Annotated in this window: 21 protein-coding genes; 17 read left to right on the forward strand and 4 right to left on the reverse strand. The window is 65.4% G+C overall.

Annotation, left to right across the window (positions count from 1 at the left end):
• Positions 1 to 20: 20 nt before the first annotated feature.
• Together QYM46_RS06255 and QYM46_RS06260 are read left to right on the forward strand one after the other, a co-directional pair.
• Positions 21 to 275 carry a DUF3039 domain-containing protein gene (locus tag QYM46_RS06255; RefSeq protein WP_035320920.1) on the forward strand — a complete coding sequence of 85 codons (255 nt, stop codon included), beginning with the start codon at positions 21 to 23 and terminating at the stop codon, positions 273 to 275.
• Positions 276 to 2069, forward strand: coding sequence for a DEAD/DEAH box helicase (locus QYM46_RS06260; protein ID WP_432791227.1), 1794 nt, complete (start codon positions 276 to 278; stop codon positions 2067 to 2069).
• A gap of 111 nt (positions 2070 to 2180) precedes the next feature.
• On the opposite strand, the gene QYM46_RS06265 is transcribed toward QYM46_RS06260, so the two are convergent.
• Positions 2181 to 3500, reverse strand: a complete 1320-nt coding sequence (locus tag QYM46_RS06265; protein ID WP_432791228.1) for a nicotinate phosphoribosyltransferase — start codon at positions 3498 to 3500, stop codon at positions 2181 to 2183.
• Positions 3501 to 3552: 52 nt separating this feature from the next.
• Between QYM46_RS06265 and clpS the strand changes: the two genes are divergently transcribed.
• The 10 genes from clpS (at position 3553) to QYM46_RS06315 (ending at position 13411) form a co-directional block, all read left to right on the forward strand.
• Positions 3553 to 3858 carry an ATP-dependent Clp protease adapter ClpS gene (clpS, locus tag QYM46_RS06270; protein WP_025779886.1) on the forward strand — a complete coding sequence of 102 codons (306 nt, stop codon included), beginning with the start codon at positions 3553 to 3555 and terminating at the stop codon, positions 3856 to 3858.
• A gap of 3 nt (positions 3859 to 3861) precedes the next feature.
• Positions 3862 to 4440 (forward strand): DUF2017 family protein, encoded by a 579-nt coding sequence (locus tag QYM46_RS06275; RefSeq protein WP_432791229.1) that lies wholly within the window; start codon positions 3862 to 3864, stop codon positions 4438 to 4440.
• A complete protein-coding gene (locus QYM46_RS06280) occupies positions 4437 to 5258 on the forward strand; it encodes an MBL fold metallo-hydrolase (protein WP_432791230.1) in 822 nt (273 codons plus the stop codon). Before QYM46_RS06275 ends, QYM46_RS06280 begins: the two co-directional genes overlap by 4 nt.
• Positions 5259 to 5306: 48 nt before the next feature.
• On the forward strand, positions 5307 to 6029 hold the full coding sequence (rph, locus tag QYM46_RS06285; protein ID WP_432791231.1) for a ribonuclease PH: 723 nt from the start codon (positions 5307 to 5309) through the stop codon (positions 6027 to 6029).
• Entirely contained in the window at positions 6026 to 6631 is a 606-nt protein-coding gene (rdgB, locus tag QYM46_RS06290; RefSeq protein ID WP_432791232.1) for an RdgB/HAM1 family non-canonical purine NTP pyrophosphatase, read from the forward strand. The genes rph and rdgB overlap by 4 nt, the downstream gene beginning before the upstream one ends.
• Positions 6632 to 6757: 126 nt before the next feature.
• Positions 6758 to 8263 (forward strand): ABC transporter substrate-binding protein, encoded by a 1506-nt coding sequence (locus tag QYM46_RS06295; RefSeq protein WP_432791233.1) that lies wholly within the window; start codon positions 6758 to 6760, stop codon positions 8261 to 8263.
• Positions 8264 to 8275: 12 nt separating this feature from the next.
• Entirely contained in the window at positions 8276 to 9223 is a 948-nt protein-coding gene (locus tag QYM46_RS06300) for an ABC transporter permease (RefSeq protein ID WP_432791234.1), read from the forward strand.
• 122 nt (positions 9224 to 9345) lie between these two features.
• Positions 9346 to 10173 carry an ABC transporter permease gene (locus tag QYM46_RS06305; RefSeq protein WP_432791720.1) on the forward strand — a complete coding sequence of 276 codons (828 nt, stop codon included), beginning with the start codon at positions 9346 to 9348 and terminating at the stop codon, positions 10171 to 10173.
• Positions 10124 to 11941, forward strand: coding sequence for a dipeptide ABC transporter ATP-binding protein (locus tag QYM46_RS06310; protein ID WP_432791235.1), 1818 nt, complete (start codon positions 10124 to 10126; stop codon positions 11939 to 11941). Before QYM46_RS06305 ends, QYM46_RS06310 begins: the two co-directional genes overlap by 50 nt.
• 51 nt (positions 11942 to 11992) lie before the next feature.
• The gene (locus QYM46_RS06315) at positions 11993 to 13411 is read left to right on the forward strand and encodes an amidase (RefSeq protein WP_432791236.1); all 1419 of its coding nucleotides are present in this window, start codon (positions 11993 to 11995) and stop codon (positions 13409 to 13411) included.
• Between the two features lie 133 nt (positions 13412 to 13544).
• Here QYM46_RS06315 and QYM46_RS06320 read toward each other — a convergent pair whose 3' ends face one another.
• Positions 13545 to 15341 carry a hypothetical protein gene (locus QYM46_RS06320; protein ID WP_432791237.1) on the reverse strand — a complete coding sequence of 599 codons (1797 nt, stop codon included), beginning with the start codon at positions 15339 to 15341 and terminating at the stop codon, positions 13545 to 13547.
• Positions 15342 to 15456: 115 nt separating this feature from the next.
• Between QYM46_RS06320 and QYM46_RS06325 the strand changes: the two genes are divergently transcribed.
• A complete protein-coding gene (locus QYM46_RS06325) occupies positions 15457 to 16776 on the forward strand; it encodes a cell division protein PerM (RefSeq protein ID WP_432791238.1) in 1320 nt (439 codons plus the stop codon).
• Between the two features lie 107 nt (positions 16777 to 16883).
• On the opposite strand, the gene QYM46_RS06330 is transcribed toward QYM46_RS06325, so the two are convergent.
• A complete protein-coding gene (locus QYM46_RS06330; protein ID WP_127364092.1) occupies positions 16884 to 17336 on the reverse strand; it encodes a hypothetical protein in 453 nt (150 codons plus the stop codon).
• Between the two features lie 102 nt (positions 17337 to 17438).
• On the opposite strand from QYM46_RS06330, the gene purN reads away from it, so the two are divergent.
• The 4 genes from purN (at position 17439) to QYM46_RS06350 (ending at position 20314) form a co-directional block, all read left to right on the forward strand.
• Positions 17439 to 18062 (forward strand): phosphoribosylglycinamide formyltransferase, encoded by a 624-nt coding sequence (gene purN / locus QYM46_RS06335; protein ID WP_432791239.1) that lies wholly within the window; start codon positions 17439 to 17441, stop codon positions 18060 to 18062.
• 48 nt (positions 18063 to 18110) lie between these two features.
• On the forward strand, positions 18111 to 19655 hold the full coding sequence (gene purH / locus QYM46_RS06340; protein ID WP_432791240.1) for a bifunctional phosphoribosylaminoimidazolecarboxamide formyltransferase/IMP cyclohydrolase: 1545 nt from the start codon (positions 18111 to 18113) through the stop codon (positions 19653 to 19655).
• A gap of 106 nt (positions 19656 to 19761) precedes the next feature.
• The gene (locus QYM46_RS06345; RefSeq protein ID WP_432791241.1) at positions 19762 to 19995 is read left to right on the forward strand and encodes a hypothetical protein; all 234 of its coding nucleotides are present in this window, start codon (positions 19762 to 19764) and stop codon (positions 19993 to 19995) included.
• 136 nt (positions 19996 to 20131) lie between these two features.
• Complete coding sequence (locus QYM46_RS06350; protein WP_025779915.1) at positions 20132 to 20314, forward strand: Rv0909 family putative TA system antitoxin; 183 nt, start codon at positions 20132 to 20134, stop codon at positions 20312 to 20314.
• A 117-nt stretch (positions 20315 to 20431) separates the two neighbouring features.
• Here the strand turns inward: QYM46_RS06350 and QYM46_RS06355 are convergent, their stop codons facing one another.
• The gene (locus QYM46_RS06355; RefSeq protein WP_432791242.1) at positions 20432 to 22981 is read right to left on the reverse strand and encodes a UvrD-helicase domain-containing protein; all 2550 of its coding nucleotides are present in this window, start codon (positions 22979 to 22981) and stop codon (positions 20432 to 20434) included.
• Between the last annotated feature and the right edge of the window lie 69 nt (positions 22982 to 23050).

Genomic DNA, 23050 nt, shown 5'->3' on the forward strand with positions numbered 1-23050 from the left:
TAGGGAACTACAATGGAGCCATGACCATTCCAGCTTCAGGCGGTTCAGCAACGATCGAGCGCGAGCAGTCCGAGCAGCTAGTCGAGCCCGGCGACCACGAGCGCTTCAGCCACTACGCGCCCAAGGACAAGATCATGGAGTCCATGGTGACCGGGACTCCGCTGATCGCCTTGTGCGGAAAAGTGTGGGTGCCCACGCGCGACCCCGAGCGGTTCCCGATCTGCCCCAAGTGCAAAGAGATCTACGAGACGATGTCCGAAGGACCGCAGGAGTAGATGTCCGCGGATCGTCTCCCAACAGCACCAGGGACCTCCGCAGCAGAACAGCTTCCACCGGCATTCCCCGAGCGCGCGGCGTGGGGAACGGCGGGAAAGCTGCGTGCCTGGCAGGCGGAGGCTCTCGAACTCTACTTCCAGAAGCAGCCCAAGGACTTCCTCGCGGTCGCGACCCCCGGGGCCGGTAAGACCACCTTCGCTCTGCGGCTGGCTGCCGAACTGCTGGCCCAAAGAGTCGTCAACCGTGTCACAGTCGTCGCTCCCACCGAACACCTCAAGGTGCAGTGGGCCGATTCGGCGGCACGTGTGGGCATCAAACTCGACCCGCACTTCAAGAACTCCCAGGGCAAACACGCGCCCGGCTACCACGGCGTGGCTCTGACCTACGCTCAGGTCGCTGCCAAACCCGTTCTCCACCACAACCGGACGGCCGCCGGCCGCACCCTGGTCATCCTCGACGAGGTCCACCACGGAGGTGACGCCCTGTCGTGGGGCGATGCCGTGCGGGAGGCTTTCGGCCCCGCGGTCCGCCGACTGTCCCTGACCGGAACCCCGTTCCGGTCGGACACCTCACCGATCCCGTTCGTCACCTACGCTCCCGACGAGAACGGCATCCGCACCTCGGTGGCGGACTACTCCTACGGCTACGGTCGTGCGCTCAAGGACTCCGTCGTCCGCCCCGTCCTCTTCCTCGCCTACGCCGGCGCCATGAGCTGGCGGACCAAGGCCGGCGACGAGATGTCGCACGTCCTCGGCGAGGAGACGACGAAGGACATCAACTCGCAGGCCTGGCGCACGGCACTCGATCCGAAGGGCGACTGGATCCCGGCGGTCCTCAAGGCCGCAGATATCCGACTGACCGAAGTCCGGCGCACCGTCCACGATGCCGGCGGTCTCGTCATCGCCACCGACCAGGAGGCCGCCCGAGCCTACGCGAAGCGCCTACACGAGATCACCGGAGAGAAACCGACTGTGGTTCTGTCCGACGAAGCAGGAGCCTCGGAGCGGATCGAGCAGTTCCAGAACTCCACCGACCGATGGATGGTCGCCGTGCGGATGGTCTCCGAAGGCGTCGACGTTCCCCGACTGTGTGTCGGCGTCTATGCGACCTCCTCGTCGACGCCGCTGTTCTTCGCCCAGGCGATCGGCCGCTTCGTACGTGCCCGCAAACGCGGCGAGACCGCCTCGGTGTTCCTGCCCTCGGTGCCCGTGCTGCTGGCCCTGGCGAACTCGATGGAAGCCGAACGCGACCATGCCCTCGATCGCCCGAAGAACGAGGACGAGAACGATGTCGTCGTCTTCGACGAGCAGGCCATGGAGCAGGCGAATCGGAACGAAGGCGCCTCGTCGGACCAGCTGGGATCCTTCGAAGCGCTCGGTGCTGAGGCACTGTTCGACCGCGTCCTCTACGACGGCGGCGAATTCGGCACCGGCGGAGCCATCGGCTCCGAGGACGAACTCGACTTCATCGGCATTCCGGGTCTGCTCGAACCCGATCAGGTGCGTGAGCTGCTGAGCACTCAGCAGGCACGGCAGGCGAAGCGCAAGACCGCGGCGGCCCCTCCGGCACCCGAGGTGGAGACGAGCGAACTCGAGCACCGCGCGATGAAGGAAGAGCGCAACCAGCTTCAGAGCCTCGTCGGCGCCTGGTCCAGACGCACCGGCACACCTCACCAGAACGTCCACGTCGAGCTGCGCAAGGCATGCGGGGGACCGGCCGTCGCTCAAGCCACACGGGAGCAGATCCAGGCTCGGATCAAGAAGCTGCAGGGCTGGTTCATCGGCAAAAAGTGACACCGGCTGCCGGCGGGGGAAGCCCGGTCGGCATGGGACCGATGAAGCCGCCGAGGCAGACAGTGCGTCTGCCTCGGCGGCTTCATCGATTCGCGGTGGGCCGGGTCCGGATCAGGCTGAATAGAACACTGTCGGGATGGCGGGCTCGCCGTCCTGCAGGCGCCTGGCCGAACGCGGCAGCTCCGCCAACGACTCATCATGTCGGGCGCAGGCCTTCTTCACGCCTGCCGCACCGGTGAACGACTCATCGACCTCTCCGTCGACGACGAGATCGACGCTGAGCCGACGACCGTCACCGAGGTCATCGGGCAGGCTCGGAATGCCGACGGCCTCCTCGACCGCGATCGGACCGTCGATGAGGCGCAGCGCCTCTTTGTGTCCGCCGCGTGAGGGCTTGCCGGAGGAGTGTTTGGCCACCGAGGTCCACTCGCCTGCCTCATCGGCGCGGGCCACGAGCTTGTACACCAGCCCGGCGGCGGGGGCGCCTGAACCGGTGACCACTCGTGTGCCGACTCCGTAGGAGTCGACGGGGGAGGCGGCCAGTGCAGCGATTGCGTACTCATCGAGATCGCTCGTGACGGTGATCGTCGTGTCGCGGGCACCGAGACGGTCCAAGCTCTCACGAACCTCGCTGGCCTGTTCGATGAGGTCACCGGAATCGATGCGCACGCCGCCGAGGTTCGGCCCGGCCAGTTCGATCGCCGTGGTCAGCGCCTCCTCGACGTCGTAGGTGTCCAGGAGCAGAGTCGTCTCGGTGCCCAGCGACTTCAGCTGGGCGGCGAAGGCCTCTCGCTCGGAATCGTGGAGGAGCGTGAACGAGTGGGCCGAGGTGCCGATCGTCCGCAGTCCGTACTGCAGGCCGGCGGCCAGGTTCGACGTCGAGGCGAAACCGCCGATGACAGCGGCCCGAGCCGCAGCCACAGCCGCATGCTCGTTCGTCCGCCGCCCGCCCATCTCCGCGCAGGGGCGATCGCCGGCCGCCTGAGCCATGCGGGACGCCGCCGAGGCGACTGCACAGTCATAGTTCATCGCCGACAGGATGAGCGTCTCGAGGATGACGCCCTCGGCGAATGTCGATTCGATCGTGAGCAGCGGTGAGCCGGGGAAATAGATCTCCCCTTCGGCATAGCCGCGGATATTGCCGGAGAACCGATAGTCGGCCAACCAGTCGATGGTGCGCGAATCGACGATGTTCTCCCTGCTGAGGAACGAGAGTTCGGCATCGTCGAAGCGGAAGTCGCGGATCATCTCGAGGATCCGGCCGGTACCGGCGACGACACCGTAGCGGCGACCTGCGGGAAGACTGCGGCCGAACACCTCGAAGAGGCTCTTGCGGTGGGCGGCACCGGATTCGAGGGCCGCCTGCACCATCGTCAATTCGTACTGATCCGTGAAGAAAGCCGTCGAATCGGTCCGTGTGAGATCACTCATAGGCGCGATCTTACGTCACGACAGTGTCAGTGTTCTGCCGTATGGTGGAAACGTGAGCAATCCAACGACACCAGTCCTGGAGCCGGAGGTCGACGTCCGACCCGCCGAGGACCTGGCCAAGCCCTGGAGGACAGTGGTCTTCAACGACCCGGTCAACCTCATGAGCTATGTCAGTTTCGTGTTCCAGACCTACTTCGGCTACTCCGAGGAGAAGGCCCACTCACTCATGCTCGAAGTCCATGAGAACGGGCGCTCCGTGGTTGCCACCGGAGGTCGTGAAGCCATGGAACGAGACACCCAAGCGATGCACGAGTACGGCCTGTGGGCCGCGTGCCAACCCGATTCAGGATCCGACTGACACATGGCCGCTATCGACGCACGAGGGGACGACGTCGTCCTCACACTGCAGGACAACGAACGCTCGCTCATGCTCACCGTGTTCACCGATCTCGCGGCCCTGCTGGCCGAAGACGGTGACAGCGATGACGACCGCCCGGACTCGGAGAACTGGGAAGCCCGGCTCGGACTCGTCGACCGGCCGCGCCCGGAGGACCCGGCACTGCTGCGACTGCTGCCCGACGTCGATCCCGATGATGACGAACGTTCGGCGGAGTTCCGCCGCCTCACCGAGTTCGACCTCAAACAGGCCAAGGCACACAATGTGCGCATCGTGCTGCTGGGACTGAGCAAGGGCAACGACATCTCCTTGACCCGCGACGAGGTGCTCGCCTGGATGAAGGGACTCAACGATCTGCGACTCGTCCTCGCCGTGCGCCTCGAGATCGATACCGAGGAGGCACAGGAGGAGAAGTACGCCCACCGTGAGGACCTCTCCGAGTCCGAAGACCTCACCCTGACCCTGTACGACTTCCTGACGTGGATTCAGGACCGATTGACAACGACCCTGCTCAACCAGATGCAGGGGGATGACGAGATATGAGACTCACCGCTATCGGCACCGCGGGTTCCTTCCCGGGGCGCGGCGCCCTCGCCAGCTGCTACCTCATCGAGACCGATGAGGACACACCCACTCGCATCATCCTCGACCTCGGGTCCGGTGCACTCAGCCCTCTGCAGGAGACGATCGACACCGATCGCCTCTCCGGCATCGTGCTCAGCCACCTCCATCCGGATCACTGCATGGATATGACCGGCCTCTACGTCAAACACTGCTTCGACCCGAAGTACTTCAACGGCGACATCTCCGACACCGGGACGATCCGCACCCGCACTCCGGTGTTCGCTCCGGCCGGCGCGAAGGAGCGTCTCTTCCGGGCCTACTACACGGATCCCGGCAAGTCCCCGGTCGCCAATGGGGGAGACGACTCGGACTTCGACCATGCCTTCGAGTTCACCGACATCGACCACGGCAGTCGGCATCAGATCGGATCGCTGACGATCGAATCCTTCCTCGTCGACCACCCCGTCGAGGCCTACGCCCTGCGGATCACGGACGCGGTCGGCAAAGTCATCACGTATTCCGGTGACAGCGATGAGTGCGAGAACCTCGTCGAGGCGGCCAAGGGCGCGGACCTCTTCCTCTGCGAAGCCGCTTTCCAGGAAGACCGTGACACGGCGCGCGGCATCCATCTCACAGGCAAGCGCGCCGGACGCGTGGCGCAGAACGCAGAGGCATCCGCGCTCGTGCTCACCCACATCCCGACCTGGACCGACTGCTCCATCGTGCGCGGTGAGGCAGCCGGGGAGTACCGTGGACCCATCGAGTTGGCGAAACCCGGAGCCACCTGGACCGTGTGAATCGGCGACGACCAGCAGACACCACCATCGAGACGAAAGAGGCAGCCAGTGCGAGCAGACGGCCGTGCAGCAGACGAACTCCGTGACGTCCGGATCACCCCGGACTGGATCAACACCGCCGAAGGGTCCGCGCTCGTGGAGTTCGGCAACACCCGTGTCCTCTGCGCGGCCTCGCTGACCGAAGGCGTGCCGCGGTGGCTCAAGGGCCAAGGGCGCGGCTGGGTCACCGCCGAATACGCCATGCTTCCACGCGCCACCGACTCTCGCAGCACCCGCGAGTCGGTCAAGGGCAAGCAGGGCGGACGCACTCACGAGATCTCGCGCCTCATCGGCCGCAGCCTGCGGGCGATCATCGACATGGACAAGCTCGGGGAGAACACCCTCGTCCTCGACTGCGATGTACTCCAGGCCGACGGCGGCACCCGCACCGCCTCGATCACCGGCGCTTACGTCGCGCTGGCGAAGGCCATCGACAAAGGACGCTCAACTGGGCTCATCCCTGCTGCCCACCAGCCGCTCATCGACTCGGTGGCGGCCGTGAGCGTCGGCATCATCGACGGACAGCCCCTCCTCGACCTGCCGTACGTCGAGGACTCGCGAGCCGAAACGGATATGAATGTGGTCATGACGGGGTCCGGCAAGTTCATCGAAGTCCAAGGCACGGCCGAGGGAGCACCGTTCGACCGCGACGAACTCGGCAAACTGCTCGACCTCGCCGGCCACGGGTGCACCGAACTCACCCGCATCCAGTCCGATGTGCTCGCCGGATGACGACCTTCGTCCTCGCCACTCACAATGAGGGCAAGAAGCGAGAGCTGCTGACCATCCTCGGGCCAGTCCTCGGCGCTGACACCCAAGTGCTCACCGCCGCCGAGGCGGGACTTCGCGATGTCGCCGAAACCGGAGTCACGTTCACGGAGAACGCGCTCATCAAGGCGCGTGCCGCGGCCGCCGCGACCGGACACACCGCCATCGCCGACGATTCCGGAATCAGCGTCGACGTGCTCGGCGGCGCACCGGGGATCTTCTCCGCTCGCTGGGCCGGCCGACATGGCGACGACCGCGCGAACCTCGAACTCCTGCTCGCCCAGCTGGGCGATATCGCGGCCGAACACCGCGCAGCGCAGTTCCGCTGCACGGCTGCCGCTGTGACCGCCGACGGTCGCGAGTTCACCGCCGAGGGAGTCATGCCCGGACGGCTGGCCACCGCCCCCAAGGGTGAGAACGGCTTCGGCTACGACCCGATCTTCGTCCCCGACGGCTCTGAGCTCAGTGCCGCCGAGATGAGTGCTGAGGAGAAGAACTCACGTTCCCACCGCCGATTCGCCTTCGACGCCCTGGCCGCGATTCTCGCCGAGGAGCCGAATCTCTGAAACGCTCGCCCACGACGCCCAGCATCTGAACGCAACTGCCTCAGCAGCTGAGAACTTCGGATACACTGACGATGCTTGAGTGTTGGCGAACGACCTTCTTCGTGGTCGGCGAATTCGAGGAGAACAATGAAGACTCCGCGCATCATGACATGGGTGGCGGCAGCGGCCGCCACGAGTCTGCTGATCACAGGCTGTTCGGCCGGCGCCTCCGACAGCGGAGGCGATGCGCAGAAGAAGGACTCGATGACGATCGCCTTCACCGCCGAACCGGTCAACCTCGACTTCACCTCCACCTCTGGAGTCGCGATTCCCGAAGCGCTGATGGAGAACGTCTACGAATCGCTCGTCCGCCTGGACGGCGAGGGGGAGATCCAGCCTGCCCTGGCCGAGGACTGGTCGCTGTCCGATGATCGCAAGACCTACACCTTCGAACTCCAGGAGGGTGTGAAGTTCTCCAATGGTGCGGACTTCACCAGCGAAGACGTGAAGTACTCCTATGAACGAGTGCAGAACGACTGGAAGAACGCGCTGAAGTCGAAGATGGACATCGTCGAGTCCATCGAGACACCGGACGATTCCACCGTCACGATCGAACTCAAAAGGCCGTCGAACACCTGGCTGTTCAACCTCACCAGTCTCGTCGGTGCCGTCTTCGACACCGAGGGAACCGACGACCTGGCGAACGAAGCCATCGGCACCGGTCCCTTCGCGATCGAGGAATTCACGCGCGGTCAGTCCATCGACTTCACCGCCCGCGACGACTACTGGGGTGAGAAGCCGTCCCTGAACGCGGTCCAGTTCAAATACTTTAAGGATGCGGTCTCAGCCTCGAACGCTCTGAAGTCAGGAGAGATCGACCTCGTCTCCAACCTCCAGGCGCCCGAACTGGCCGGAGAGTTCCAGAGCGACGACTATCAGATCGTCTCCGGCACCACGAACGGCGAAGTCGTGCTGTCGATGAACAACGCCGAAGGCATCTTCGAAGACAAAAAGGCCCGTGAAGCCGTGATGTATGCGATCGACCGCAAGGCGGTCCTCGACACGGCGTGGGCAGGCTACGGCGAGCTCATCGGCTCGATGGTGCCCCCGACCGACCCGTACTACGAAGACCTCACCGGAGAGTGGAAGTACGACCCGAAGAAAGCCAAGCAGCTCGTCGACGAGGCCGGGATCAAGGGTGAGGAGTTCGCCTTCACCGTGCCGAACCTGCCGTACGCGAAAGCGATCTCCGAAATCGTCTCCGCCCAGCTCGATGAGGTCGGGCTGAAGGCGAAGACCGAGACGCAGGAGTTCCCCGCCGTGTGGTTGGACAAGACGTTCACCGAACACGATTACGACATGTCCGTGATCAACCACGCAGAACCACGCGACATCCTCACCGTGTTCTCGAAGGACTACTACATCGGCTACGACGATTCGACGATCACGAAGCTCGCGGAGAAGGCCGACACGGGCACCGAAGAGGAATACATCTCGGGGATGAAGGAGATCGCCAGGACGATCACCGAGGATGCCGCCTCGGACTTCCTGTTCCTGTTCCCGAACCTCGTCATCGCCAAGTCCGGCGTCGAGGGAATACCCGCCAACCGCGTCTCCGACGCGTTCAAGATCGCCGACCTCAGCTGGGCCTGACCGCACACGTCGATGCTCACCTACGCAATCAACCGTGCAGTCCAGTTCGCACTGTCCCTCCTCGTCGCCTCGGTGGTGGTCTTCGCCCTGATGAGCCTGCTGCCGGGCAATGCGGCACAGGTGGCGCTGGGAACGAACGCCACCCCGGAGGCAGTAGCGTCGCTGGAAGCACAGTACGGGCTTGATCGGCCACCGCTCATCCGGTACTTCGACTGGATGGGAGGAATGCTCACCGGAGACTTCGGCACCTCCTACGTCACCGGTGCCGAGATCACCCCCGTCATCGTGGGCAGCGTCCAGGTCACGGCGATCCTCGTCGTCGCCGCCATCGTCGTGTCCATCCTCATCGCCGTGCCCCTGGGCACCTTCGCCGCCCTCGAACAGCGCAACTGGATCGGTGTGACGATCTCAGGCCTCAGCCAGGTCGGCATCGCGATCCCGAACTTCCTGGCCGCGATCATCCTCGTCATCATCTTCTCACTGACCCTCGGCTGGTTCCCCTCCCAAGGCTGGATGGCTCCGATCGAGGGCCTCGGCGGCTTCCTCCTTCGTCTGGTCCTGCCGGTCGTATCGCTGGCGCTCGTACAGGCGGCGATCCTCACCCGCTATGTTCGCTCGGCCGTCCTCGACGTGATGCGGGAGGACTATATCCGCACTGCCCGTGCGAAGGGACTGACCCGGACGAAGGCACTGTTCGTCCACGGGCTGCGCAATGCGGCGATCCCCGTCATCACCGTCGCCGGAGTCCAGCTGGCGACCCTGCTGGTCGGAGCCGTGATCATCGAACAGATCTTCGTTCTGCCCGGAATCGGATCCGAACTCGTCCGCGCCGTGACCAACCGCGACCTTGTGGCGGTCCAGGGCATCGTCATGGTCCTCGTCCTGCTCGTGCTCATCATCAACCTCATCGTCGACATCCTCGTGCCCATCGTCGATCCCCGGATCAGGAACGCCGCATGAACCCGACCCCGAGCGGTGCCCAGAGTCCCCGCGACCATGTCGATCCCGTCGATCCCAACGCGACCGCCACGACCGCCTCGGCGAACGGCGGCTCAGCCCGGTCCCGCAAGGGCGGGCGGCGGATGAACGCATCGATGGTCATCGGTGCGGGCCTCGTCGTGCTCATCGTCGCACTCGCCCTCGTCTCCTTCGTATGGACCCCATACGATGCGAACGCGATCGATCCCGCGGCCCGGCTGCACAACGGCAGCCCCGCCCATCCGCTCGGCACCGACACGTTCGGCCGGGACACGCTGACCTGGGTGATGGTCGGGGCACGGATCACGCTGCTCGTCGGCGTCGTCGCCGTCGGCATCGCCCTGCTCATCGGCACCCCGGTCGGAATCATCTCCGCCCTCTTCGCGAAGCAGCCGTGGGGGATGTGGATCGACGCGGTGATCATGCGCGCCAACGACATTCTGCTGGCCTTCCCGGCCCTGCTGCTGGCGATCATCTTCGCCGCCGTCTACTCGCCGGGGACGGGCCCGGCGATGGTCGCCGTCGGCATCGCCGCGATCCCCGGGTTCGCTCGAGTCGCGAGGTCCGGGACGCTGCAGGTCCTGGGCACCGAATACGTGCGCGCCGCACGAGCATCGAACCGTCGGATCCCGGCCATCGCCGTCGTCCATGTGCTGCCGAACATCGCAGGAATGGTCATCGTCCAAGCATCCGTGGCGTTCGCGATCTCGGTCCTCGCCGAGGCGGGGCTGTCCTTCCTCGGACTCGGCACCCAGGCCCCGACCCCGTCGTGGGGCCGGATGCTGCAGGAGTCCCAGCAGTACCTGTCCACTCACCCCGAACTCGCGTTGTGGCCGGGCGTGTTCATTGCGCTCGCCGTGCTCGGATTCAACCTCTTGGGCGATGGTCTGCGTGACCGGTTCGATCCGAAGATGGAGGCTCGAGGTGCCTGAGAACCTGCTCGAGGTCCGCGACCTCACCATCACCCCCGCCGGAACACAAACACCGGTGCTCCACGATGTCAGCCTCAGCCTGGCGCCGGGCGAGCGGGTCGGACTCATCGGCGAATCCGGGTCGGGGAAATCGCTGACCGCTCAATCCGTGATGGGTCTGCTGCCAGAAGAGCTGCACGCCCGCGGCCAGGTGCACCTGCAGGGGCACTCCGGGAACCTGCTCGACGCGAACGAGAAGACCCTGGCCGGGTTGCGCTCGGACATCGTGTCCATGGTGTTCCAGGAACCCATGAGCGCCCTCAATCCGCTCATGCGCATCGGTGACCAGATCGCCGAAGTGCTGCGCATCCACGGCAAGGTGCCCCGAGCGCAGATCCCGGCACGTGTGCGCGAACTGCTCCACGACGTCCACATGCCCGACCCGGACAGTGCCCGGTTCGCCTACCCGCACCAGATGTCGGGCGGGCAGCGGCAACGCGTCATGCTCGCGATCGCCCTGGCCAATTCGCCGAGGCTGCTCATCTGCGACGAACCCACCACCGCCCTCGACGTCACGGTGCAGAAGAGGATGCTCGACCTCATCGCCGAAAGGGTCTCGGCCGTCGAGGCGGGGCTGCTGTTCATCACCCACGACCTCGCCGTCGTCGCCGGAATCTGCGATCGGGTCATCGTCATGTACCGCGGCCGCATCGTCGAGACCGGCAGCGTCGACCAGATCTTCACCGCACCCCAGCACGAATACACGCGCGGGCTCCTGGCGTCCTCCGACCTTGATGCCACCGACGACCGCGGTCGGCTCTTCACGCTCAAAACCGCGCTCACCTACTCGGGTCCGCGGCTTGATGCGGCAGAGTCGTCGGCAGAGCTGGTGGAGCCGGGGGATTCCGTGGACGGGACCGCCTCGGTGCGGGACGACGACCGGACCGCCTCGGTGCGGGACGACGACGGGACCGCCTCGGTGCGGGAATCGGCGCCGCTCATCGACGTCTCGGACGTCACCCGGGTCTTCCGCGGACGCGGACTCTTCGGCCGCAGACGATCGGACGTCACCGCTCTGGACGGGATCGACTTCAGCGTCTCGGCCGGGGCCCGGCTGGGCATCGTGGGCGAGTCGGGGTCGGGGAAGTCGACTCTGCTGAACATCCTCTCCGGTCTCGACCGACCGACCACCGGGCATGTGCGCGTCGGTGACATCCGGGTCGAAGCCGCGAGCTCTCAGGCTCTGCGTCGCCTGCGCGAGAACCTGCAGATCGTGTTCCAGGATCCGTTCGCCTCGCTCGACCCGCGAATGCGCATCGCCGATATCGTCGCCGAACCGCTCATCGCTGCGGGTATCGACAAGGACGAACGGGACGCACGCGTCGAGGAGATGATCACAGCCGTCGACCTCGAAGCGGACTCCCTGCGCCGGTACCCGCACCAGTTCTCGGGCGGGCAGAGGCAGCGCATCTCGATCGCCCGCGCACTGGTGACCAAACCGCAGATCCTCGTCGCAGACGAACCGGTCTCCGCCCTCGACGTCTCGGTGCGTGCGCAGGTGCTCAACCTGCTCACCGACCTCGTCGACGAGTACGCGCTGACCCTCCTCTTCGTCTCCCACGACCTCGGCGTCGTCAAACACCTGTGCTCCGACGTCATCGTCATGAGGGCCGGGCAGATCGTCGAATCGGGGGCCACGGAGGACATCTACGCGAACCCGCAGGAGGAGTACACACGGAGCCTCATCGCCGCCACGCCGAGCTTGGCCGAGGCGCTCGCCGCCGGATAGCGGGTTGGGCGCATGCGAGCAGCGACGAACCATCGAGAGAAAGGGCAGCACATGACCACAACGCTTGCCGACCACAGTGCGGCCGAACTGGCGGCCGGTTTCGCCGGCGGGGACTTCGACCCGCTCGATGTGCACTCCGCGGTCGTCGACCGCATGAACGACTGCGAACCGACCATCAATGCGCTGTTCCACCGCGACGACGACCGCTCCCGAGACGCCGCCGCGGCCAGCGCCGCCCGGTGGCGTGAGGGCCGCCCGCTGAGCGACCTCGACGGGGTTCCCGTGACGATCAAAGAGAACATCGCACGCCGCGGAGTCCCGCTGCCCAGCGGCCATGCGTGGGCGGAGATTCCGGTGGCCGACCACGACGCGCCGATCACCCAGCGCCTCGAAGAAGCCGGCGCCGTCATCCTCGGATCGACCACGATGCCCGACTGGGGAATGCTCTCCTCAGGTGTGTCCTCTCTGCACGGAATCACCCGCTCGCCCCTTGACCCGAACCTGACGACCGGAGGGTCGAGCGCCGGCGCCGGAGCCGCAGCGGCGGCCGGATACGGACCCATCCACATCGGCTCCGACATCGGCGGGTCCATCCGCCTGCCGTGCACCTGGCTCGGTCTGGCCGGACTCAAACCCAGCTTCGGTCGAGTCCCGCTCGACGCCCCCTATCTGGGCAGGTGTGCAGGACCGCTCGCGCGGACGACGGCCGATGTCAAAGCCGCCATGGACATCATCTCCGCCCCTGACGATCGCGACTATTCGCGGCTTCCGCGCTTCGCCTCCGATGACGCGCAATCTCTGCCGGGCAGGGAGTCGACTGCGACGTTCGATCCGCAGGGACTGCGCATCGGTGTCCAGCTCGACGCCGGGTGCGGCGTCGCCGCCGATGCACAGGTGCGTTCTGCCGTCACCGAGGCGGCCGAGAGGTTCTCCGCTGCCGGAGCCGAAATCGTCACGCTCGATCCGTTCATCGACGATGATCTGCTCCATGACATGGACCTGTTCTGGCGGGTGCGATCGTGGGCCGACCTCAAGGCGCTGCCCGTCGACGAACAGGCGCTCATCCTGCCCTATATCCGACAGTGGGCTCAGGATGGGGCCGACACCAGCGGAGTCGAGCTGATGCGCTGCTATCACAGTGTTCAGGAGATCCGGCGTCGGACGATCACCGCCACAGCCGAATTCGACCTGGTGATCTCTCCGACGGCTCCGGATGCGGCATTCCCGGCCGAGCAGCCCATGCCGTACCCGCACGTGCACGAACCGATGGGCCATATCGGCTTCACCATGCCGTTCAACATGTCCGAACAGCCGGCGGCAACGGTGCTGGCCGGGTTCATGGATGACAGTCGGACCATCGGTGTGCAGATCGCCGGACGGCGGTTCGCCGACGAACTCGTCATGGCCGCCGGCGCCTGGTTCGAGGCCGCGGCCGGACTCGAGCTGCCGACACGGTCGGTGGTGGGCTGAGAGAACGACGACAGCGGGCCTGTGACGACCGGGGAACGGTCGTCACAGGCCCGCTGTGTCTGAGGTGCCGCCTCGGTGACGGTGATGCCTCACCTTGGGGAGGCGCACGGCACCGAGGCGGCGGACTCCGGGATCAGAAGTCGAAGAATTCGACTGAGAGCTTGTCTCCGTCGATCTTCACGCTTCCGGACACCGACAGGGAGTTGCCGTTGGAGAAGTACGAGGATCCGGCCCTCTTGCCGTCGACGGAGAAGTCGAACTTGCCGGGCTCCTCGGTGAAGAACGAGCCGGTGCTCGTGTCTCCGGTGCCGAAGCTCGCCTTGACCTTCGGCATCTCCTTCATGTTCCAGTCGGCGGTGTTCTTCTTCGCCAGATCATCGAGCTTCTTGTCCGAACCGCCGACGGGAATCTCGGTCGGGTCGTACTTGATGAAGTCGCACTTCGGCTCGATGCTCTTGTTGTCGAAGCACTTCTTGAGCTCCTTCTCGACCTGTTTCTGAACTTCCTTGTCGAAGGCGCCGGTCGGGGACAGATCGAGGTTGAGGGTGGTGGGTGACACCTGACCCGTATTCGGCTGTCCACCGGGAGCGAAGGCCTTCGGGAAGTTCACCTTGGCCGTATCGGACGCCTCTGAGATCCATTTGCTCTTCGGGATCGTGAAGTCGTAGCTGCCGGGGTAGACGGCGAACGAGGTGGTGCCCGACTTCGCTTTGTAGTCCTCGCCGTTGACGGAAAGACCGTCGGCGGCGGGAATATCGAGGGAGATGACGTTGAGGTCGGGGCCCTCCATCGTCCACTTGTCGAAGAACAGGTCCTGCTTGCCGTCCTTCGTCGCGGAGAGCTCGACATTGTAGGGGCTGCCGTCGAGCTCGTAGGAGACGACGACGGTTCCCTTGTCTCCGTCTGTCTTCGACGATTCCACCCTGGCTTTCTCGATCTTCGCCGAGGAGGAATCGGTGAATTCCTTCTGCAGCAGGTCGAGGTTCGTGCCCTCCGGGCGTGCGGAGGGTGCGATCTTCTCTGCGGCCGCGAAGTCACCCTTGTTCAGGGCTTCGACGTAGTCTTCGGCGACCTTGTCGGGTCCGTACTTGTTCTTGTTCACGCTGCCGATGACGAAGAACCCGACGAGGACGAGGATGATGACGAGTGCGACCGCGCCGAGAGTGATGAAGAGGGGAAGCTTGCCCTTCTTCTTCTCGGGGCGATTCTCGGCCCGCGTGGCAGTGCTCTGTCCGCCGGCGAAGCCCGGGGCCGGAGCCGGCTGCGGTATCCCCTGGGACGGGCCGGATCCTGTCTGTTGGGCGTTCGGACCCGACCCCGTCTGGTACTGCCCGGACTGGTTCTGGGCGGAGTTGTACGGACCCGGCTGGTTCTGGGCGCCGGGGTACGGGGGCTGATTCTGTGCTCCCGGATAAGCCGCATTCGAGTACTGGCCGCCTGGCTGCTGCCCGCCCGACTGTTGGCCGCCTGGCTGCTGCCCGTCCTGCGGCTGGGCGCCGGGGTAACCGCCGTTCGGGACCTGCCCACTCTGTGCCGGGCCACCGGGAGACGGGGCAGCGGGGAAGGGGCCCGCCTGTGGGCCGTGCGGGCCATTCGCTCCGCCCTGCGGACCGGGGCCGAAGGGCTCATCGTTCTGTGCGCCGGGACCCGAGTACAGCGGTGGCTGGTTCTGTTGTGGAGAGGCAGGGGCGACGGTGGGACGTGACGGCGTATCGCCGGTCGGGGATCCCAGTGGAGGTGCCTGGTCATCGGGCACCGAGGCGCCGCTGCCGGACTGAGTCGGACCATCGGACGCCGAGGGGGTGTCGCCGGAGGTCGAATCCGGAAGGTCCTCGTCCGTCGGCGGCTCCGACTCAGGCTTCGGTCCGCCGGTCTCCGGAGGCTCGCTGGGTGGTGGCGGGAAATTGGGGTGATCGTTCCCGTTGCTCATCGTGGGGTCATCCTTTGCGTGTACAAGCCTGTCCTGGCGCAATTGTACTTCCCGGAACAGGGAATCGCGTGGTCAATACCGGGAAGCCGAGACGGGTTAAGCGAAAATGGTCCTGATGCACACTTCTCCACACCCTCAGCCCTACCGTCGGACGATCCTCGCGGTCCTCATGGAAGTCGTGAAGATCGATCTCATCGTCGTGCCCGCAGGATTCGTCATCGCCACCGTCTTCTGGATCATCGGACTCGGCTCGCAGCTGCCCTACTCGGCGATTCCCGAATGGGCGTTCGCACTGTGGGCGACGGTGTCAGGGCTGAGCGTCTCGACCCTCGGATTCGACTTCTCACTCGCACCGAGTCTCGTGACCCTCGGCCTGTGGCTGCTGGTGGCGGCGGGCGCCAAACGAGTCGCCCGCGGCACGGCAGCGGACAGTCCGACCGAGAGCGAGGACGACCCCGGCGGATGGTGGGCACTCATGGGAACGGCTCTGGGCACCTACGTCGTGGCCTACACGGGTCCTCTGCTGGTGCTGGCGATCCTGGTCGGGCAGGCCACGGTGACGCCATTCGGATTCCTCCGGCTCGTCCTCTTCCTCCTCACGGCTGTGGCCTGGGCACTCATTCGGGTCCGCGGAATCGGTGACATTCCCGGACTGTCCATGATCGCCGATGAGACTTGGAACGTCGCCGTCCGACTCGTCCGCCGTCTGCTGTGGGCAACCGTGGCACTCGGCGTGATCGTGCTCCTCGTCGGAATCGCGATCCGCTGGAGCGACGTCGCCGATACTCTGCAGGTCTACAGCTCACCGGTCGCCGCCGGCATCGGCCTCATCGTCGTCCAGGTGCTCTTCGCTCCGAGCATCATCTACTCAGCCGTGTCATGGACCGCCGGGACGGGAGTGGGCATCGGTGGGGCCGGGACGAGCTCGGCATTCACCTCGACCTCTGCTCCGGTGCCCGATGTGCACGTGCTGCAGCTGCTGAGCGGGGACTATCCGGCGTGGACGGCGGCCGCACCGGGACTCCTTGTGCTGCTCGGCCTGCTGTGCGTCATCCTCGGCCGCGACCGAGCCCGCGACATCGCCGAGCAGTCGTGGACCGGACTGGGAATCGCGATCGGGATACTGTTCGTCACCTTCGAGGTCCTCGCCCTGTTCGCCGGCGGAGCCATGGGCCCACTGGGTCTGTCCGGGTTCGGACCCTCGGCACTGACGTCGGCACCGGCGATCACGGGATGGATCGGTGCGGGCATGACCGTCGGACTCCTCTTGATCAGACTCTCCGGTCTGCACGCCGTCGACTCGGATTCCGCCGATGACGACGAGGATGGAGACGACGACGAGGATGCCTTCGACGAGGCAGACAGATCAGAGGCATTCGGCGAGGACGAGCCGGAGCCGGTCGACAGCGTCGTCAGCGACGACGAACCGCGATAGACGGGAATGCCGCCTCGGTGAGGGGTCAAGCGTGAGTCGAGGGCATCCTCGGTGAGGGGAGCAGCGCTGAAGGACAGCGCTGAAGGATCGAGTCCGGGCCCCGTGGATCAGTTGGTGCCGGGCAGATCGAGGTCCTGGCCGGTGATCTGCTTGAACCAGTCGCCCAGGCCGGACTGATAGTCGCTCGTGCACGAGATCTGGGCCTGCTGGGTGATCGCATCGCGCAGGCATTCTTCGTACTTCGACTGCACCGGCCAGAGGATGACCGAGGACATCGTGGAGAAGATGAGATAGATGCTGAGCAGACCGCCGAGGATGCCCAAGGACATGTTCCGGCGCTGCTTGGCCCTGACGACGGCGACGATGTACTTCACCGACCACACGACCGCGGCGACGGCGAAGCCGATGGCGGCGAGCTTGAACGGCAGCTGATACGTGAACGTCAGCACCGAGGCGAGGATCAGCAGTATCAGGACCAGTCCATGCCGTGCGGGTGCGGCCTGTGCCTCCTCTTCGGGAGTCGGCGCCTTCTTCTCTTCGGTATTCTGCGGTGACGTCACCGGATCAGTTTCTCACAGTCGACTGACAAATGCCTCGGCAGCCCGTGTCCGCACGGTGACCGCCGAGCATCGTCCACGTATTGCAGACGTTAGACTGTGCGGGTGCGCATCGTTCTTCTGGCATCAGGATCCGGTACCCTCACGCAGTCTGTCATCGACGCATTCGCCGATGGGACCCGCGGAGTCGATATCGTCGCCATCGGAGCCGACTCGACCACCGCCGGGGTCCTGCAGCGGGCAGAACGGCATGCGATTCCCACATTCGTCGTCCGACCCAAGGACTTCGCCGACCGTGACGAATGGAACCGGGCACTGAAGGACACGGTGGCCGAGCTTGCCCCCGACTGGGTGGTCTCCGCCGGATTCATGCGCATCCTCGGTCCCGTCTTCGTCGACGCCTTCCCATCCCGGATCATCAACACCCACCCGGCGCTGCTGCCATCGTTCCCGGGCGCTCACGGAGTCCGCGACGCGCTCGCCCACGGGGTGAAGCTGACCGGTGGAACCATCCACCTCGTCGACGCAGGAGTCGACACCGGACCGATCATCACCCAGTACGCGGTGCCCATCGGCGATGACGACACCGAGGAGACCGTGCACGAGAACATCAAAGCCCGTGAACGCGACGAACTCGTGCGCCTGCTCGCACACCTGGCCCATACCGACCTCGTCGTCGACGGTCGACATGTCCGCGGATATGTCGCCTCGGCGATGACCGCCCACTGACCCCGCCGTGAGAAGAACCGACCGGCAACCGAACCTCGAGGAGGATCTGTGACAGGAACCCGCGCGATCAAGAGAGCGCTGATCAGCGTCTACGACAAGACCGGGCTGGAGGAGCTGGCTCGCGGTCTCCACGCAGCCGGAGTCCAGATCGTGTCGACCGGATCCACGGCTGCGAAGATCGCCGAGGCGGGAGCCGCGGTGACGAAGGTCGAAGAGCTCACCGGGTTCCCCGAATGCCTCGAAGGACGAGTCAAGACCCTGCACCCCCGCGTCCACGCCGGCATCCTCGCTGACTCCCGCAAGCCCGAGCATCTCGAGCAGCTGTCCGAACTCGAGATCGAACCCTTCGACCTCGTCGTCGTCAACCTCTACCCGTTCGCCGACACCGTCGCCAGCGGAGCCGGCTTCGATGACTGCATCGAACAGATCGACATCGGCGGTCCCTCGATGGTGCGTGCGGCGGCGAAGAACCATCCCACGGTCACCGTCGTGACCGATCCGGCTGACTATTCGGCCGTTCTCGACGCTGCTGCCGGTCACGGCTTCGACCTTGAGGCCCGTCGCACCTTCGCCGCCCGCGCCTTCGCCCACACCGCGGCCTACGACTCGGCGGTCGCCTCCTGGTTCGCCGCGCAGCTCGCCACCGATGAGAAGGCCGCATTCGCCGGTCTCACCGGGGAGAAGATCGCCGACCTGCGGTACGGAGAGAACCCGCACCAGGCGGCGGCCGTCTACTCCGACGGAACCGTGGGAATCGCGGGGGCGAGACTGCTCGGCGGCAAGGCGATGTCGTACAACAACTACACGGACACCGATGCCGCAATCCGCGCCGCGTTCGATTTCGACCAGCCGGCCGTGGCCATCATCAAGCACGCGAATCCCTGCGGACTCGCCGTCGGTGAGACCGCAGCCGCGGCGCACAAGGCCGCCCACGAATGCGATCCGCTGTCGGCCTACGGCGGTGTCATCGCCACGAACCGGGAGGTCGACGCCGAACTGGCCGCCTCGATCAAGCCGATCTTCACCGAATGCCTGGCGGCTCCGTCGTTCAGCGCCGAGGCGCTAGAGGTACTTGCGACGAAGAAGAACCTGCGACTGCTCGAACTCGGCGACATCGCTGTGCCCACAGACGAGGTCAAGCCGATCAGCGGTGGATTCCTCGTCCAGGACCGTGACGCTTTCCAAGCCGACGGTGACTCCGTCGAGAACTGGACCCTGGTCGCCGGTCCGGCAGCTGCACCCGAGGTCCTCGCGGATCTCGAATTCGCGTGGAAGGCCGGGCGGGCCGTGAAGTCGAACGCCATCCTGCTCGCCAAGGACGGTGCCTCGGTGGGTGTGGGAATGGGTCAGGTCAACCGCGTCGACTCGGCCAAACTCGCCGTCGAACGTGCCGGAGCCGAACGCGCCACGGGAGCGGTCGCTGCCTCGGACGCCTTCTTCCCGTTCCCCGACGGTCTGCAGATCCTCATCGATGCAGGAGTCACCGCCGTGGTGCAGCCGGGCGGATCGATCCGCGACGATGAGGTCATCGCGGCTGCGGAGGCGGCCGGAGTCACGATGTACCTGACCGGGAGCCGCCATTTCTTCCACTGAGATGAAACGGCCTCATCCCCGCCATGCACGGCGGGGGAGAGGGCCGATCTCGAAACGATGGATCTATTGGAAACGGCGGTACGCGCATCCCACCAGGCGTGATTGGGTGCTGCTCGGCTGTCTTCTGGGCGTCGCCGCGGCAGCGGCGTACTCCATCGTCGACTTCCGCCTCGGTGCTGTCGTCCTCGCGGTCGTCCCCGCCGGGCTCGCCGGGTTCCGGGCGATGCCGCCGTGGACCGATGTGTGGACGAACCGGTCGAAGACCGCTGACATCGCTACCTGTCTGCTGTTCGCCGGACTGCTGGTCGTGCTGGCGTTCCTCGTGCCATTGACCCGCTGATGATTCGGTCTCGGCGACATTCTTTATGTGCATTCGCTGAGAACTGCGACGCGCAGGTGTTGCCACGCCGGTAACAATGGCAAGGTGAGTGGCGTCAGAGGTTCGCTCAGAACCTTTTCCGATGAAAGGAGACAGCATGGGACTCGACGATCTTACGAACAAAGCCAAGGACGCCCTGAATAGCGATAAGGGTGAAGAGATCAGCGACCAGGGCCTGGACAAGGCTGCTGACGCCGCCAACAACGCCACCGGCGGAAAATTCGAAGACCAGATCAACCAGGGTCGCGAAGGTGCCGATGGCAAATTGGGCAACGAATGATCTTTGAGCCATAGCCGCGTCCGGCATGGATGAGCGCCGAGGAGAACGTGAGTTCTCCTCGGCGCTCTCTCTATTCGCGGCACGGTGCCGGACCGTGCGTCCACCGAAGCGGTCGGCTCAGCTGAGTTTGTCGATCGGGGCGTAGCGCAGCAGCAGCCGCTTCGATCCGGCCGAGCCGAAGTCGACGACGGCCACGGTCTTGTCTCCGAGGCCATTGACCTCGGTGACGGTGCCGAGCCCGAAGGACTCGTGTGAGACCTTCTCGCCGACCTCGACGGAGATGACCTCGCGGTTGGGGCGGATCCGGTTGGGGAATCCGGCGACCGGTGTCGATGAACTCGCACTCGAGCGTGAGCGGGAACTGCCGCCGGACGACCGCGACGACCCGAAACCGCCGGAGTAGCCGCCGGAGGCGTAACCGCCGGAGCCGAATCCACTGGAACCGTAACCACCGGAGCCGAAGCCTCTGGACCCGAAGCCACCGGAGAAGCTTCCCGTGTTCTCCCAGTTGATGAGGTTCTCCGGGATCTCGGAGAGGAACCGGCTCGGCGGATTGTACTGAGGCTGACCCCACATGCTCCGTGTTTCGGCGCGAGTGACGAGCAGCCGCTGCCGAGCTCGGGTGAGCCCGACATAGGCCAGACGTCGTTCTTCCGACAGCTCCTGCGGATTCTCAAAGGAACGCGAATGCGGGAATCCTCCGTCTTCGAGCCCGGTGAGAAAGACCACCGGGAACTCCAAGCCCTTGGCCGTGTGCAGAGTCATCAGCGTGACCTGGCCGAGTTCGGCATCGGGGATCTGATCCGTATCCGAGGCCAGAGCCACCTGCTCGAGGAACTGATCGATGGCCGCCGCGCCGACGCCTGGGGCGGTAGAGGCGTCAGCGGAACCGGCGTCATCGACGTCGGGATCGACCGCCTCGGCGGGGGTTTCGGTCTCTGCAGCGGTCGGATCTTCGGCGGTCGCCTCGGCGCCGTTGTCTGTGTCGCTGTCATCCGGGGTGTCCGGTTCGGCGACCGCGGCGGCTTCGCGAGTGGCGACGAAGTCCTCGGCCACGGCGACGAGCTCGGCGAGGTTGTCGACTCGGGATTCGTCCTGCGGGTCGGTGCTCTTCTGCAGGGATTCGAGGTATCCGGACTGTTCGAGGATCGCCTCGATGACGCGGGAGAGCGGGGAGGACTCGGCGGTGGAGCGCAGATCCTGCATGAGGTCGTAGAACTTCTGCACCGACGTCAGGGCGCGCGAACTCAGATGCGGAATCTCGTCGAGGCGGCCCAGGGCGGTATAGAAGCTGATGTTCTCTCGGTCGGCGAAGTCGGCGATGATGCCCTCGGTGCGGTCGCCGATGGAGCGTTTGGGCACATTGAGGATGCGGCGCAGGTTGACGTCGTCATCGGGGTTGGCGACGACGCGCAGATAAGCGAGGGCGTCCTTGATCTCCTTGCGCTCGTAGAAGCGGGTGCCGCCGACGACCTTGTACGGGATTCCGGAGCGGACCAGTGCGTCTTCGATGGCGCGTGACTGTGCGTTGGTGCGATAGAAGACCGCGAAGTCTCCGTAGGTGTACTTCTCTTCATCGATGAGGTCATCGATGCGGTCGACGATGAACCGGGCTTCACCCTGTTCGTTCTCGGCCACCCAGCCGACGATCTGTTCGCCGGAGCCCTCCGAGGTCCACAGCTTCTTCTCCCGACGGTCGTCGTTGTTCGCGATCACGGCGTTGGCGGCGTCGAGGATGTTCTGCGTCGACCGGTAGTTCTGTTCCAACAGAATGGTGTCCGCGTTCGGGAAGTCCTTCTCGAATTCGACGATATTGCGCACCGTGGCGCCGCGGAAGGCATAGATCGACTGGTCGGCGTCGCCGACGACGGTGAGTTCGGCTCCCGTCGGACCTCCCGCACCGTCACCGGCGAGGGCCTTGATCAGGGCGTACTGTGCCGGGTTCGTGTCCTGGTACTCGTCGACGAGGATATGGCGGAACCGACGGCGGTAGGAATCGGCCACCTCGGGGAAGGCGCCGAAGAGATGGACGGTCTCTGCGATGAGGTCGTCGAAGTCGAAGGCATTGGCCAGCCGCAGGCGGGAGGTGTAGCGCTTGAAGACGTCGGCGAGCACCTCGTCGGCGGGATTGTTGGGCCGCGGGACGAAGTCATCGGGGGTCTGCAGTTCGTTCTTGAGATTCGAGATCCGGTGCAGGATCGCCCGCGGAGCGTACTTCTTCGTGTCGAGTCCGAGCTCCTTGAGGATCTGGGCAACGAGCCGCTGCGCATCCTGGGCGTCGTAGATCGTGAAATTCGACTTCATGCCCAGCACCTTCGCCTCGCGGCGGAGGATGCGCACGCACGAGGAGTGAAAGGTCGAGACCCACATGGCGCGGGAAGCGGGCCCGACGATCGAGGACACGCGTTCGGCCATCTCCTTGGCGGCCTTGTTCGTGAACGTGATCGCCAGGACTTCGCCGGGATGGGCTCGACCGGTGGCCAGGGCGTAGGCGATGCGTCGGGTGAGCACGGTCGTCTTGCCCGATCCGGCCCCGGCGACGATGAGCAGCGGGGATCCCGTATGGATCACGGCCTCGCGCTGCCTGGGGTTGAGCCCGGTGAGGAGTTCGGCCGCCCGGGAGTCGGCGCCGGCGGCATGGTCGGTGTGTTCAGCTGCAGCAGTCATGTCGCCCCCAACGATACCGTCAGCCCCGGACACGACCTCCACACCCCTCAGAACTACCTGACGGCGGCC

This window comes from Brevibacterium sp. K11IcPPYGO002 (assembly GCF_050920635.1).
In the GTDB taxonomy this organism is placed as follows: domain Bacteria; phylum Actinomycetota; class Actinomycetes; order Actinomycetales; family Brevibacteriaceae; genus Brevibacterium.